Genomic DNA, 14,409 nt, shown 5'->3' on the forward strand with positions numbered 1-14,409 from the left:
ACGGCGGTGGTGATCCTCCACTGCGCTCTCCTTCGGGCTCGTTGACATCCCCCCCAAGCAGTGTAGAATTAATCGCGGCGTGAGCGGGTGTGCCGAGATTCGGAGAATGGGAAACATATGGGGGATGTCGGGTTCTCTGCGTTCGCGGATCAAGGGGAATTGATGCCGCCGGAGCCGATTCCGGAGATCGTGCGGCGCGTACTTGGGGAAGGAGGCGCTCGCCCGAACATCAGTTATCTCTACCACGCGGATGCCTTCGATTGGGTGGTGATGGGCATCTACTTCGGCATCCTGCTGCTGCTCTCGATCTACGGCATCTATCGGTTCCGCCTCGTGTATCTCTTCCTCCGATATCGTCACTATCGGCCACAGCCCCGCGGAACTTTCTCCGAAGCGGAGCTGCCGCGCGTGACCGTGCAATTGCCCATCTACAACGAGATGTACGTCGTCGAACGACTCCTTCGCGCCGTGACGCAGTTGGATTATCCCCGCGATCGGTTGGAGATTCAGGTCCTCGATGATTCGACCGATGAGACGTCGGAGATCTGCCGACGCTTGGTCGAACAGTATCGAGCTGAGGGGTATGACATCGTCTACCTTCGACGGGGAGATCGTCAGGGCTTCAAAGCCGGAGCGTTGGCGTATGGCTTATCGTTCGCTCGCGGAGAACTGATCGCCATCTTCGATGCCGATTTCATCCCCCGCTCCGATTGCTTGCGCAAGATGGTGCCTTACTTCACGGACCCGCAGGTCGGCATGGTCCAGATGCGCTGGAGCTACATCAACGCCGATTACAATCTCCTGACGCGCCTTCAGCAGATCATGCTCGATGGCCATTTCGTCGTGGAGCAAACGGCGCGCAGTGGCTCCGGCAGCTTCTTCAATTTCAACGGCACAGCAGGGATGTGGCGGCGCACGGCCATCGAGTGGAGCGGAGGATGGCAGTGCGATACATTGGCCGAAGATACCGATCTCAGCTACCGCGCGCAGCTCTTCGGGTGGAAGTTCATCTACTTGCTCGATGAAGACGTCCCTTCGGAATTGCCCGTGGACATGAACTCCTTCAAAGTCCAACAACGCCGGTGGGCCAAGGGCGTGCTGCAGGTGGGCTTCAAATTGATCGGGCGCATCTTCCGCAGCCCGCTCCCCTGGTCCGTCAAACTCGAACTGTTCTTTCGATTCACCAACAACGCGAACGCTCCCCTGGTCATCCTTCTCAGTTTGCTCCATTGGCCGGTCCTAATCGCGCGGTACAATCAAGGATGGTTCCACCTGCTCGTCCTGGATGTGCCGATCTTGCTTTTCGCCACCGTGTCGGTGCTCGCCTTTTACGGCGTGGCCATCTGGCATCTCTATCCCGATTGGAAGCGGCAGGTGAAATATCTCCCGCTGGTGATGGCCGTGGGGATCGGACTGGCGCTCAATAACGCCCGCGCGGCGCTGGAGGCGTTCCTCGGCATTCGCTCGGCGTTTGCGCGCACGCCGAAATTCAAGATCGAGTCTCGGCGCGATGAGTGGAAGAGCAAGCGCTATACGTTCCGTCATGATCTCACCCCGTTCCTCGAATTAGCGCTCGCCGTTTACTTCGTCTTCGTCGTCTCCTATGCGACTCAGATGCAGATTTATGGGACGATCCCCTTCCTCGTCCTCTTCTTTCTGGGGTATGGATTCACGGGAGCGTTCTCCGTCATCCAAGGGCGCGCAGTCGCGCGCGCGACCCGATGAAGAGATTTCCAGCGATGTGTGATCCCGTGGGAGGTGTGACCATGCGACGACATCTCATCCTTCGGATTCTGATCCTCAGTGCCGTGTTGGTGGGATCCCTCGTCCCCTTCGGCGCCACCGGGACAGCTGTGCAGAAAGCGAGCCCGAAGGGGAAGACGCTGCTGGGGATTCCGCTCGAAGAATATCGGCAGCGGCGCGAACGTTTGATGGAGCTCATCCCCGAAGGGATCGTGCTCCTTTCGGGAAAGACGGAGGAGGAGGATAACGAGGTCGAGCAGAAGTTTCGCCAGCGAAGCTACTTCATGTATCTGACAGGCGTGGAGGTACCGGGAGCGATCCTCGCGTTGATCCCCAAAGGCTATGGTCCCAACGGAGTGCGAGAGGTACTCTTTCTGCCGCCGCGCAATCCGGCGCGCGAGCGATGGACGGGGCCCAAGGTCGGACCTGAGGAGGCCGTATCGGAATTCGGCGTCGAACGCGCGTTGCCGACGACGGCGTTCGAGAGCGAGTTGCCGAAGATGCTCGAGTCCGCGAAAGTCGTTTACACGGTCATCCCTTCGGGGCCGTCGGCGCGATTCAGTCGCGAGCAGGCGTTCCTCGAGCGCTTTCGCCACGGGGTCGAAGTGCGCGATGTTCGACCGCTGCTCGCTGAGCTTCGGCGGATCAAATCGCCGGCCGAAATCACGCTCTTGCGCGAGGCCGCGCGCATCACAGCCGATGCGCATCGCGAAGTCGCGCGCGCGTTGCGACCCGGGATGTTCGAATACGAACTGGAAGCCATCGTCATGGCCACATTCTTGAAGAATGGAGCGCGGCGCGCGGGCTTCCCCCCGATCATCGGATCGGGTCCGAATTCCACGATCTTGCATTATCAGGCGAATCGTCGCCAGATCGCCGCGGGCGATCTGGTCGTCGTGGACATCGGAGCCGAATACGAGTACTACACGGCTGACATCACGCGCACATATCCGGCCAGCGGTCGCTTCACCGAACGGCAACGGCAGATTTACGCGGTGGTGTTGGGAGCACAGAAGGCGGCCGAGGCCGCTTTCCGTCCCGGTCAGACGACGATGCGCGAGCTGCAAGAGGTCGCGCGTCGCTTCATGCGAGAGAGCCCCGTGCGCGCTCGCGATGGGCAGACGCTCGATCGCTTCTTCCTTCATGGTTTGGGCCACTACGTCGGACTCGATGTCCATGATGTCGGGGATTACAGCAAGCCGCTCGTTCCGGGGGTGGTGATCACCATCGAACCGGGCATTTATCTGCCCGATGAACACATCGGCGTGCGCATCGAGGACATGTATCTGGTCACGGAGACCGGATTGGTGAAGCTCTCGGCCAATATCCCGAGCGCGCCCGATGAAGTCGAGCGATGGATGGCGAGGCGAACAGCGCGATGACGCCCTTGACTTTCGAGTCGCTCGAATACGAAGCGTTGTTGGCGCTACTGGCGGAGCGGACGCAGACGCCGCAAGGCCGGCGTTTGGTCGAACAACTGCGGCCAATGACTGATCCGGAGGAGATTCGGCGTCAGCTTCGACTCGTGAGCGATGCCGCGCAGTATCTCAGCGCCCATTCGGGGTTCGGATTAAGTGGGCTGGCCGATCCGACGGAAGCGCTGCAGTTGTTGCGGATCGAGAATGCCACCCTGTCGCCGACGCAGATTTTGGATCTGATTGCGCTCATCGAAGTGGGACAGGATGTCCGAACCTCCGTCCTCGGGCAACGGCGCCAATACCCGCATCTGGCGGCGTTCATTGCGGAGATCCCGGACCTGCGCCCCGCGCTTCGACATCTGCGGGGGAAAATCTTGCCGGGCGGCGAAATTGATGATCATGCGAGTCCGGAATTGGCCGAGATCCGGCAGCACATCCACCGACTGCGCGCGCGCATTTATCGGCGGCTGGAAGAGATCATGCGCGCCAGCCCCGAAGGCATCGTGCAGGATGAGTTGGTGACGCTGCGCAACGAGCGCTACGTGATCCCCGTTCGGGCATCGCATCGCACGCAGGTGCCGGGCGTCGTCCACGCCGTCTCCTCCAGCGGCGCGACCGTCTTCATCGAACCGCTCGAAACGATCGAGTTGAACAACGAGCTGGTGCGATGGCGCGAGGAGGAGCAAGCGGAGATCGCCCGCATCTTGCGCGAGATGAGCGAGCGATTGCGTTGGGAGCTGCCGCTGTTGGAGAAATTGGCCCGACTCATCGCGGAGCTGGACGTGCTCAGCGCTAAGGCGCGATTAGCCCTCGACTTCCGATGCGTGGAGCCGGAGTTGGTGAGCGATCGTGTGACGCTCGTGCTCGAAGAGGCGCGGCATGTGCTTCTTGAACACGTCCTGCGGCAGCGCGGGGAGCCGATCGTCCCGATCTCCGTCGCCCTCGATGACGCACATCGCGTCTTGATCATCAGCGGGCCGAATGCGGGGGGAAAGACCGTAGCCGTGAAGACGATTGGCCTCCTCGCCCTGATGGCGCAATCGGGAATGCTCATCCCAGCGCGCGCGGCGACGCTCTCGGTCTTTCGGAGCATCCTCGCCGACATCGGCGATCGGCAATCGTTAGTGGCCAACCTTTCGACCTTCACGGCGCATATCACGAGCGTGCGGGAGATGGCCGAGCAGTTGCAGCAGCCGGCGCTCGTGCTCATTGACGAAGTGGGCACGGGGACGGATCCGGAGGAGGGAGCAGCATTGGCGGTCGCCATTGTGGACTATTTCCGACGACGCGGCGCGATGGTCGTCGCCGCGACGCACTACTCGGCGCTGAAAACCTACGGGTATCTCACCCCCGGCGTCGTGAATGCGGCGGTCGAATTCGACGAAGTGCGCTTGCAGCCGACGTATCGCTTGCAGCAAGGCGTGGCCGGAGCCTCAAGCGCGTTGGAGATCGCGCGCCGCGTCGGGTTGCCGGAGGAGATCCTCGCAGAAGCGCGGAAGCAATTGGGGGCTTCCGAACAGGAGGCGAATCGTTATTTGAATCGGTTGCGAGAAGAGCTGGAGCAGCAACGCGCGGCGCGCATGGCCTTGGAGGAAGAACGCGCGGCCCTCGCCGAGCGCTACGAGCAGTTGCAGCGCGAGTTCTTCGCCCGCGAGCAGCAGCGGCAGCGGCAGTTCGAGACAATGCTGCGCGAGTTCCTGGCGACCGTCGCTCAGCGGGCTGAGGAATTGCTCGGTCAGATCACCGACGAACAGGCGCGCCGACAGGCACGGCGTCTCATCGAGCGTCGCATGGCGAAGTTCAAATCGGATGTATGGCAGCGCGCGCGCGCTGTCTCGTTCGAGACGCCTCCGACGAGCGCGCCAACGCCTCACATGCTTCCCGCCGAGGAAGTCGCTTTGAAACCCGGTGATCGCGTGCGCGTCCGGAGCTTGAATCAGATTGGCGTGGTGGCGGAAGTCGAACCCGAGCAGGTGCTCGTGCACCTCGGTCCCCTGCGCGTGCGCGCGAGTGTGAGCGATCTCGATGTGCTCCTTGAGCCGACGCCGGAGACTATCGAGCGACCGAGTGAGCGCGTTCGACTGCAGCTCGCCGCCCGCGCGGATGTGCCCTCGGAGCTGAATCTCATTGGGAAGACGGTCGAAGAGGCGCTCGAGTTGACGGATCGGTTCTTGGACGCCGCGTATCTGGCCGATCGGCGCGAGGTGACGATCATTCATGGTGCCGGCTCGGGAGCGTTGCGTCGAGCCGTGCGCGAGTTCTTGTCCCGACATCCCCACGTCGCGCGATTTCGACCGGCATCGGCCGATGGCGCGACGCTCGTTGAGTTGAACGAGCGCTGAGCGCGATTCGCTCGGCGCATTCCCTTGCTTTTTGCGCGACGGCTCATCTAGAATCGCTTGCCGAGAGGAGAACGCGGCAGCGCCAGGGCACGCGCCGAAGGAGCCGAAGAATGACGCCACGAGAATTCGCCGAACGCGTGCGAGAGCAAACGGACATCGTTCGAATCATCTCCGACTACATCGCGTTGCGCAAGCGCGGGAGCAACTACATGGCCCTTTGTCCCTTTCATCGCGAGCGCACGCCCTCGTTCGCCGTTCATCCGGTCAAACAGATCTTCAAATGCTTCGGTTGCGGCCAAGGCGGCGATGTCTTCGCCTTCGTCATGCGGATGGAAGGATGCTCTTGGTGGGAGGCCGTGCGTCTCGTCGCGGAGAAGCAGGGCATCCCCATCCCTTCCTTTGCGGAGCGCGAAGGTGCATCGGATCGGCAGGCACGGATCGAATGGCAGCGTCGTCTCGCTCAGATCAACGCCTGGGCATGTGAGTTCTTCGAGCGCTGTTTGCGCGAGCCCAGAGGGGAGGCGGCGCGCGCCTATCTGACCGCGCGCGGCGTCTCCTCGGAGGCGATCCGTCGCTTTCGCTTAGGCTATGCCCCGGAGAGTTGGACGACGTTGTCGGAATATTTGCTGGCTCGCCAGGTGACGCGCGAGGAGCTGGAGCGCAGCGGACTCGTCACGCTGCGCGAGGATCGGCGCGGGTTCTATGATCGGTTCCGGCATCGGCTCATTTTCCCGATCCGAGACGTTCACGGGCGGATCGTGGGCTTCGGCGGGCGCGCGCTCGGGACGGAAGAGCCCAAGTATGTGAACTCTCCCGAGACCGCGCTCTATGCCAAGGGGCGACATCTCTTCGGCCTGTTCGAAGCGCGCGACGCTATTCGCCATGTGGGGCAGGCGATCCTTGTGGAAGGATATTTCGACTGGCTCGCGCTGTTTGAACACGGCATCGAGAACGTCGTCGCCACGCTGGGGACCGCGCTCACCGATGAGCAGGTGCGTCTTCTCCGGCGATATGCCGAGCGCGTCGTGCTTAATTTCGATGCCGATACGGCTGGGCGGCAGGCCATGTCGCGCAATCTGGAGAAACTCCTTCACGGCGGGCTAGAGGTCTCTATCGTGAGCTTGCCTGAAGGTGAAGATCCCGATTCCTTCGTCCGGCGCTTTGGAGCTGCGGCCTATCGGGAACGCGTCGCTGCGGCCGCGCATTATCTCGATTTCCTGTTGAACGAAGCCCTGCGGGGCGCATCGTTCCCTCTCTCGCCTTCTGTTCAAGCGCGCGCGCTCAAGATGGTCCTTCCCTACATCGCTGCGATTTCCGACGCGATTGAGCGCGCGGCGAGCGCCGATCGCGTGGCCGGTCGGCTGGGAATGGAGAGCGCGTTGGTTCGAGAAGCCGTGAAGCGATACCGTCGGACGCTGAGCGGCAGCGATCGGAGCGAGGATCCCCTGGAGCGGATTTCGACGGGAGTCGCGCACGAGGTGACGGAATCTGAGCGGCTTTTGCTCGAAGTCCTCCTGCATGCGCCCGACGACGTGCGGGCGCAGATCTTGGCCGAACTGGAGCCAGACGATGTGCGGGGCCTAGTGAGCGAGCGCATCTTCGATGCACTGCGCGTCCTCCATCCGATAGATGTGAGCTATGCCGCGTTGGCGGAGCGGTTCGCCGAAGATCCAGTCACGCTCGATCTTCTGGAGCGCATCCTGGTGACGGAGGTGTCGGGAACCTCCGGGGAATTATTGGAACGAGCGCGTGGGAGCTTGCGCGGATTGCGCCGACGCCGCTTAGAGCGCGAGCTGTTCGCGTTGCAGGCGGAGATCGAGCAGCTCCCTCCGGGCGAGGAGGAACGTTTGAAGGAGCTGCTCCGGCGAAAATGTGAAGTAGCGGCGGCTTTAGCGAAGCCGGGGGGTTGAAAGTGACATCATTCCGATTTCGATGGGGGTGCGATCAAGAACGCGAATTCTTGGCAACGAGGTGAGTGGTACCTATGACGCTGAGTGAGAAATATCGCGATGAGATCGAGCGACTCCTCGAGCTCGGGCGGGAGAAATCCTATCTCACGTTCGACGACATCAACCGCACACTCCCGGACGAGTTGGTCTCCCCCGAGGACATCGAAGCGATCTTGGAGACGATTGATTCGGCAGGGATTCACGTAGGCGAGGCGGAGGAGCTGGAGAGCGGCGTGCTATCGGAGCGCGCGTCCGAGCCGAAGGAGGAAGAGCCGGTGCTCCCGGAGGACGATGAGGAAGAAGGGCCGCATGATCCGGTGCGGATTTATCTTCGAGAAATGGCCGTTGTGCCGCTGTTGACGCGGGACGGAGAGATCGCCCTGGCCAAGCGCATCGAACGCGGACGGCAGCGATTGCAGAAAGCGCTCGCGCGCTCGCCCGTCGTCGTCGAAGAGCTTCTTCGGGCGGGCCAGGAATTGACGTGCGGGCAGCTCAATCTTCGCGAGGTTATCAACATTCCCGATCACGAGCCGTTGACCGATGTCCTCGTCCAGGAGCGTCTGGGCCAAACGCTCCATGCCTTTTCGATGATCAGTCGGCTGGCTCAGGAGGCTATTCGACTGGCGGAGCAATTGGAGCGGGAACGGCGAATAGATCGGCAGGGGAAGCGCGCGCGGCGGCTCGCTCGTCGCCTGGCGCGACGACGGATCGAAATCGCCCGTTGGATTGCTCGCTTGGAGTTCACGCCGAAGTTCCAACAGCGCTTGATCCATGCCGTTCAGCGCGTGGCCGAGGAGATCCGGGCGCTCGAGGAACGCATCACACAAGCCCTCAGCCAGATCGAGTTCGCACAGAAGAAGAGCGAGGAAGAGACGCGATGGAAGCGGGAGATGCAAGCGGCTCGTCGTCAGCTCAAGGCGATCGAAGCGCGGTATCGCGTCTCGGCCTTCGAGATCAAACGTTCGCTGCAAGCGATCACGTCCAGCGAGGCCGAAATGATGCAAGCTAAGAACGAGATGGTGGAGGCGAATCTCCGCCTCGTCGTCTCCATCGCGCGACGCTACGTCAATCGCGGCCTGCATATCCTCGATCTCATCCAGGAAGGGAACATCGGCTTGATGAAGGCCGTCGAGAAATTCGACTATCGACGGGGGCATAAGTTCTCCACCTACGCGACATGGTGGATTCGACAGGCGATCACGCGCGCCATCGCCGATCAATCGCGGACGATTCGCATCCCCGTGCACCTTTTGGAGACGGTGAACAAGATCGTGCGGACATCGCGCCAGATCCTTCATGAGACCGGACGTGAGCCCACGCTGGAAGAGGTCGCTGCCCGCCTCTCGATGCCCGTTCAAAAAATTCGCCGGATCTTGCGCGTCATGCAGGAACCGATCTCCTTGGAGACCCCGGTGGGGGATGACGAGACGAGCCATCTGGGAGATTTCCTCGAGGACATGAAATCTCCCAATCCCATGGATCTCGTCATCGCCAACCACCTGCGGCGGGCCACCGAGGAGGTGCTCAAGACGCTCACCCCGCGCGAGGAGAAGGTCATCAAGATGCGCTTCGGGCTGGACCCCGATGGGACGGAGCACACGCTGGAGGAGATCGGACGCCATTTCGCCGTGACGCGCGAGCGCATCCGTCAGATCGAGGCGAAAGCGCTCAAGAAGCTGCGCCATCCTCGACGGATAAGCAAGCTGCGAGGATTCTACGACGGAAAGATGGATCTGGAAGAGGGAGGGAAAAGGTGAGCGCCGCGTATCGGGAACTCGCCGTCGCCCTTCCTCGTAGAAGGGCAGTGTGGGGTGCAGCATCGAAGAGAGAGAAGCGTTCGTAAGACCTTGGAGCGCGCCGCGGCGCGACCGACGGAAGTCCTTCGCGCGCCTCATTCGCAAGAGCGCCGCTTAGCGAAGCGCTCACCCGTGAGGAAGGGACGCCATGATCTATTGTCCGCGCTGTGGACGACTGGCTAGCTCGACGCAAAAATTTTGCACCGGGTGCGGGCTTCATCTGCTCGTTGTCCTTCAGGCGCTCGCCAGTCAGGCGGCGACGGAGGAGCTGGAGGCTCTCGAACGACGCGTGAGGACCTTGCGGCGTGGGGTGCAGCAGATGTTCTCCGGCCTCGGTCTCGCGTTCTTCTTCTATTTTTTCTTCGGCCATAGCATCGGATTCGCGTCCATCGGGCTAATGATGTTCTTCATCGGCCTGGGGCAGGTTCTGAACGCTATGCTCTTCGCCTCTCCCGCTCTACGCATCGAATGGCGCATTCCGTCACTTCCTCGCGAAGGGGAGAGGCACTCGATGTCCGCTCCCCGGCCCGAGGAAGGGGCTACGGTACGCGCTCGCGATCTCCCGGAATCCCGCCCTTCTGTCACGGAATCGCCGACACTCCCTCTTGATCCATCGCAGAGGTTCGCCAATGGTGATATGGTCCGACGATGAGGCGTGAAGACTTCAGGAGCGTGGGATGATGTATTGCCCGAGATGCGGAACGCTAGCCCCCGAAGGACGAAAATTCTGCACGATGTGTGGGATGAATCTCGACCTCATTGCAGAAGCGCTTGCTGGCCGGAGTGCGACGAAGGGATTACGCTCGCTCCTGGAGTGGATCTTCGCACCACGGCCCGAACCGACGCCTGAGCAAAAGCGCCTGCACGATATTCGGAGCGGTGTGCTGACGATCTCCGTTGGAATCGGCCTCTCTCTGCTCCTCTTCCTCCTTTTGAACGCCGTGGCCCAGCATCCCCATGTGGACCCGGCGGCCGCGCGGATCATTCGGGCAGTTTGGACTTGTGGCCTCATTCCCATCTTTGTGGGAATCGGGCAGATCGTGAATGGCCTCTTCTTTTGGAGGCCACTGGGTCGGTCGGAACCACGAGCCCATGAACTTCTGCCCCCTTCCGTGACGATGCCGCTTCCTTCGGAGATGCCGGAGTCTCCGACTCGGCTCCTGGATGACATTCGCGCTCATCGTCATGACCCCCGTTGACGCGTGCCCTCTGGCGTGAGGTTCATTGACTTCACCCGGAGAGACCGATAAAATCGGGTCCATCCTTACGCGATGATAGGAAATGTGGGCGATGAGGGAAGCGACCATGAGGAACGCTCGAAAAGTCATATCGCATTGGTTCCTGGCGGTCCTTGTGCTCAATGCGCTTGGACCCGGTCTGCTGGCGTGGGGAGCGGATCGCTCCGCTCGATCTCATGCAGTCCGGGCGTCGCATTTCTTGATCTCGAAGACCCAGGATCTCATTCAGCACCAAGATTTCACTCAACACCAGGACCTTACCGAACATCTGACGGCGCATGGCGAAGGTGGAGGGTTCGTTATTGTGCAGGGAGAAGACGGAAGCGCTACATGCCGCGAAGCGACGCCGGAGGAGCTGCTTCAGATGCGGCCGGATCCGAACGTGCCGCTGCATGTGATCACCCCTCTTCAAGCGAGCCAGCAGCAAACAGGACTTCGGATCATCTTGCGCGGAACGCCACAACTTGAGCAATTTCCTCAAGCGAAAGCGGCTTTCCTGCGCGCCGCGCAAACGTGGGAGCGCCTCATTCAAAGCCCGATCACCGTTGTGATCGATGTGGATTTCGGGCCCACGCGATTTGGACGGCCTTTTTCACCGCGCACTATCGGTTCTGCGATCACACAAGAAGTCGGAGGATCCGTTTACTCGGGCGTTCGATCCCAACTACTCGCTGGGGCCTCCTCTGCATCCGAGACGACCATTTACACGGCGCTGCCGCAGGGACAAGTGCCAACCGATCTCGGCGCGACTGAACGAATATTGGCTCCTTCGGCTGTCTTTCGCGCGCTCGGCCTAATCAACCCTGTCGCCGATCCCGATGGTGAGCGCAGCCGGTTCGGCGATCCACCATCTATCGGCTTCAATTCGAACATGCCGTTCGATTTCAATCCCAATGATGGGATTGATCCGGACAAGCTGGACTTCGATGCTACGGCCGTGCATGAGATCGGCCATGTCTTGGGGTTCACCTCTCTGGTCGGATATCGGGAATTAGATGCTTCTTCTCCCGTCGCCGTGAGTGTATGGGATCTCTTTCGCTTTCGCCCGGGAGTTACACAGGCGACCTTCTCGACAGCCCAACGGATCTTGTCTTCAGGTGGAGAGCAGGTTTTCTTCGCCGGACCTCCAGCGCTTCCGCTCTCCACTGGGCGGCCGGATGGTTCTGGAGGGGATGGAAATCAAGCGAGTCATTGGAAGGACGACGATTTGACCGGGCAGTACATCGGCATTATGGATCCAACGGCTCGCCCCGGAGAGCGGAACGAGATCACGGAGAACGACTTGAAGGCTCTTGACTTTTTCGGATATCGGGTAAGTGCGCAAACGCAACCTCCGCCAAGCGGCGACGTTGTGGATTTGACCTCTGGGGTACCGCAGCAGGGTTCTATTCCGGCGCCGTCTCAACCCGGTCGGGGTGTGCTGGGCGAGACACAGTATCGGATCCGGGTTCCGGCTGGGGCGACACAATTGCGAGTGGAGTTGCGCGCCAGCGGGACTCAGGACGTGGATCTCTACGTCCGATTCGGCCAAAGGGTCGAGCTTCAGGGGGGGCGCGTCGTCGCCGATTACATCTCGGAATCTCCGGCGGGTGTCGAGACCATCACGGTGACGCCGTCAAGCTCTCCTCCCTTGCGGGAAGGGGCATATTTCATCGCCGTTGGAAACTTCGGGCCAGGAGCAGCGACCTTCACGGTGACGGCGACAGTAAGCGGTGGCGCGCAACCTCCGCCTGCGCAGCCCGATATAGATGTGCAGCCAATGGCGCTCGATTTCGGTAACGTCACGGTCGGTTCGACGGCCGATCGAACGGTGACGGTGAGAAACGTGGGGAATGCACCGCTCACGGTTACCGCTTTGAGCATTGACAATCCGCGGTTCACGGTCACTTCTCCCTCGGCACCATTCACGGTGAGTGCTGGAGGACAGCAGACGATTACCGTGCGATTCGCGCCGACGGCGGCGGGAGCGCAAAGTGGGACTTTGCGCATCCAGAGCAATGACCCCGATGAAGGCACAGTCTCGGTGAGCTTGACCGGTCAGGGAGTGGCCGCCCCTCCACCGGCTCCAGGACGAACGCTCAGCGTGCCGAACGCTTCGGGAGAGCCCGGGCGCACGGTCACGATCGCCGTGAACCTCTCCGAAGGGAGCGGAATTTCGGCCCTCTCCTTCACGTTGAGCTTCAATCCGTCTGTGCTCTCGGTTTCCGGACCGTCGGCCGTCTCACGTGGATCGCTCGTGCCGGACACTTTCTCGGTCAGCCCGAATACGGCGACGGCGGGGCAAGTGCGGATCGTCATCTCTCCGCCGCTTCAGACGCCGCTGCCGACGTTCCGAAGTGGAAGCGGCTCGGTCGTCACGATCACTTTTCAGGTGGCCTCCGGCGCATCCTCGGGGGCGACGAGTCCACTTGCGCTCTCGGACATTTCGGCGTCGGATCCAAATGCTGGCTCTGTTCCCATCACGCCGCAAAACGGGACATTCACGGTCGGCGTCGCTCGAACGTTGACCGTGGCCAGCGTCCAGGGAGCTGCGGGTTCGACCGTGACTATCCCGATTACGCTCTCGGAGGGAGCGGGCATCTCGGCCTTGCAATTCACGCTCAGCTTCAATTCCGCGATTCTGACGCCGGCGGCAAATCCCGTCGCATTGGGCTCGCTTGTCCCGAGCGCCTTCACCGTGAGCGCGAATACGGCGACGACGGGGCAAATCACGGTTGTGATCTCGCCGCCATTGACGTCGCCATTGCCGACGTTCAATTCGGGAAGCGGGACGATCGTCACGCTCACGTTCCAGGTCGCGAGCGGAGCGAGCCCGGGGGCGACCAGCCCGCTCGCGCTGTCGAACATCTCGGCGTCAGATCGGAATGCGAACTCCGTGGGGATCACGGCGCAGAATGGAACGTTCACGGTCTTGGCGGTGCGGCGGGGCGATATCAATCAGGATGGGGTGATCAACGTCCAAGACCTGATCCTGTTGATCCGGCATTTGACGGGAGAGAGTCCGCTGACGGGAGCCGCTTTGCAAGCGGCGGACGTCAATGGCGATGGGCAGGTGAACGTGCAAGATGTCGTGCGCCTGATTCAGCATTTGACGGGGGAGCGTCCGCTCTCTATTCGCGTGCCCGGTGAGGAAGAGACAGCGCGTTGGGTGGCGCTCGGCGAGCGATTTTGGACCCAGGGGATGTTGGTCGTGCCAGTTCTGATCAATGAGGCGAGCGATGTGGCTGCCGCCGAGTTGATCGTCGAATATGATGCGGCGAAGTTGCAGCCGGATCTCGCGGAACCTGTGAGAGCTGTCGGACTCCCGGCAGGATTCCAGTGGCATGCGCGCGTGATCGAACCGGGACGCCTCGGGCTTGTGCTTGTGCCTCCAGTGGGAGCACCGATTCCGACGTTGCCGGGTGGCATCCGAGTTCTCACTCAGATGCGGTTTCTCCCAGTGCCGGGCGTTGGGGCTGAGGAAGCTGCTGCAGCGCTCGTGCGCGTGCGCCATGTTGGGCTCGCGGATCGCGAGGGACGCGCGATTCCAGCGAAAGAGATTCCATGAAGGCACGGCAATAATGACCCGCTCGTTCGCTTCGCGAAGGCTTTCGTGCGCGCTCGCGCGTTCCCTCTTTCTCATCTTTTGCGGATTTGCGCTCTGCCCATTTTCGGGCGTGCCGAATCTGACGAGGGAGTCGAACGTTCGGATGGAAGGAACGCGCGCGCTCGCATCTCGAATTCGAGGGCGAATGCCGCGCGCTCGTTCTGTGATCGAAGCGCTTCGACAGCGCGCTCGAGCCGAGAGCGCGCGATACGACCGCCCTTCAGAAGCGCAGCAGTTTTATGCGCGGAAGCGCCTGCCGCCGGGGATGACGGCCCTTCCCGTGGAGAAATATCTAGAAGCACTTCGGCGCATGGATGAAATGCCACGGTATGCGACG

9 protein-coding genes are annotated in these 14,409 nt (G+C 61.5%); all 9 read left to right on the forward strand.

Going from position 1 to position 14,409, the window contains the following annotated elements:
- Positions 1–117: 117 nt before the first annotated feature.
- Entirely contained in the window at positions 118–1,725 is a 1,608-nt protein-coding gene (locus tag NZ746_02915; protein ID MCS6816314.1) for a glycosyltransferase family 2 protein, read from the forward strand.
- Between the two features lie 41 nt (positions 1,726–1,766).
- On the forward strand, positions 1,767–3,125 hold the full coding sequence (locus NZ746_02920; GenBank protein MCS6816315.1) for an aminopeptidase P N-terminal domain-containing protein: 1,359 nt from the start codon (positions 1,767–1,769) through the stop codon (positions 3,123–3,125).
- On the forward strand, positions 3,098–5,503 hold the full coding sequence (locus NZ746_02925) for an endonuclease MutS2 (GenBank protein MCS6816316.1): 2,406 nt from the start codon (positions 3,098–3,100) through the stop codon (positions 5,501–5,503). Before NZ746_02920 ends, NZ746_02925 begins: the two co-directional genes overlap by 28 nt.
- A gap of 110 nt (positions 5,504–5,613) precedes the next feature.
- Positions 5,614–7,413 (forward strand): DNA primase, encoded by a 1,800-nt coding sequence (gene dnaG / locus NZ746_02930; GenBank protein ID MCS6816317.1) that lies wholly within the window; start codon positions 5,614–5,616, stop codon positions 7,411–7,413.
- 74 nt (positions 7,414–7,487) lie between these two features.
- Positions 7,488–9,209, forward strand: a complete 1,722-nt coding sequence (rpoD, locus tag NZ746_02935; protein MCS6816318.1) for an RNA polymerase sigma factor RpoD — start codon at positions 7,488–7,490, stop codon at positions 9,207–9,209.
- Between the two features lie 187 nt (positions 9,210–9,396).
- The gene (locus NZ746_02940) at positions 9,397–9,900 is read left to right on the forward strand and encodes a zinc ribbon domain-containing protein (GenBank protein ID MCS6816319.1); all 504 of its coding nucleotides are present in this window, start codon (positions 9,397–9,399) and stop codon (positions 9,898–9,900) included.
- A 91-nt stretch (positions 9,901–9,991) separates the two neighbouring features.
- On the forward strand, positions 9,992–10,447 hold the full coding sequence (locus NZ746_02945; protein MCS6816320.1) for a hypothetical protein: 456 nt from the start codon (positions 9,992–9,994) through the stop codon (positions 10,445–10,447).
- A 106-nt stretch (positions 10,448–10,553) separates the two neighbouring features.
- A complete protein-coding gene (locus NZ746_02950; protein MCS6816321.1) occupies positions 10,554–14,033 on the forward strand; it encodes an NF038122 family metalloprotease in 3,480 nt (1,159 codons plus the stop codon).
- Between the two features lie 184 nt (positions 14,034–14,217).
- The coding region (locus NZ746_02955; GenBank protein ID MCS6816322.1) for a hypothetical protein at positions 14,218–14,409 on the forward strand (192 nt) is incomplete at its 3' end.

The organism is Blastocatellia bacterium (assembly GCA_025055075.1).
In the GTDB taxonomy this organism is placed as follows: Bacteria; Acidobacteriota; Blastocatellia; order HR10; family HR10; genus HR10.